Annotated in this window: 1 protein-coding gene; it reads right to left on the reverse strand. The window is 42.4% G+C overall.

Annotated elements, in window-relative coordinates:
* Positions 1 to 1,050: 1,050 nt before the first annotated feature.
* A partial coding sequence (locus ACN0IC_RS15480; RefSeq protein ID WP_416879646.1) for a hypothetical protein occupies positions 1,051 to 1,326 on the reverse strand: 276 nt, incomplete at its 5' end.

Below are 1,326 nucleotides of genomic sequence, written 5' to 3' on the forward strand. Positions count from 1 at the left end.
AAATCAAACATATTCAATTCCTCCCTCCCTGTACTAGAGTGAATTAATTGGGTAATGCACTTTCTTTGCTGTACCTATTAAATCAAAACAAACCAACATCCAAGCATTCTGCTTGGCCTGTCAAGGGTTTGCATTTACTAAAACAAAGGTTTCATGACAAAAACTATAGGAGTGTAGGAGTCATGTAGGGGCCGGAAAATAGTTGGGTTTCCAATCCTCAGTGCACACGGAGGGTAGTTTTATGTGTACAGTACAGCAGCTGCTCATTCACTGTCCCAGTGTTGTGGGTTCTCACCCCCCAAGGCTGGGTAACACAACACTTGGATAGTGCAGGAACAAAACAGTGGGCAGCTGCTCAGCTTGGGATTTCAATCCTAAAACATCCTATGCCCGTGTACCCTCGCACTAGTGTGGCGGTACTCGTTCTGGATCTTTTATGAAAGGAAGAGTCAGCTGTTAGTATAGGAAAGAAAAAACATAAATGGAAAAAAAATAGTAACAACGAAAAACACAAAAAAATAGAACAAAAAAGAAACGCACAAAAAAATGAAAAAAAAATAAATGCGTCAAACACTTCCATATAATGTGAATGTAGATGCAGTATAAAACATCTAGTCAGTAGGGCGGAGTGTCGCAACACCACATTATTCGATGCGAGGAAAAAACTCGGCGCGGAAACTCGGCGCGGAAAAGTTCAAACATTTTAGCGGAGTTTTCCATCCGGCAGGCAGATATTTTCCAAGGGACACAAATAGGGAATTTCCACTCTTTTGCCATTTTCTCTGTAACTACCCAACACACAGAAATTCTTTGCATACCAATCTTTACAGAAAATGGCTAGTAATCAGATGGTGTTGCTATATTCCATGTTCATGACATTATGTTTTATACAAAACCAGTAAACAGGTATTGATGCATTTTCCACCAGGGAAACACATTAATACCTGGACTATTGTGCTCCTGCATAGCCATCTTATCAATAGTGGACCTGCAGTTCAGGTGAATGCACAAGGTCGTCCTTCACAGCAAACACACATATGTGTCATCCAATCAGATAGCAAACAGAATGGGAAATGACCAACAGGGGACAGCATTAGCATCAGCAGTTCTGTTCAAGCCAATCACAGGGTTCAAGGTGCCATGGTAACCAATGCAAAGCCAGGTTTGGCCGGGGCTGCTCGGCACAAGGGTATAAAAGGGTTGGGGGTGGTGGTAGGTCTCCAGTGAGTATCGAGGAGTTCCTTTGTGTTCGGGAGGTGCAACCTTGGTGAGTTGTATGGTTGGTGGTTGGAAAGCAGTGGTAACATTATTTCTTTCAGTTTGAAA

The sequence above is a fragment of the Litorimonas sp. genome (assembly GCA_029936425.1).
Classification (GTDB): domain Bacteria; phylum Pseudomonadota; class Alphaproteobacteria; order Caulobacterales; family Maricaulaceae; genus Litorimonas.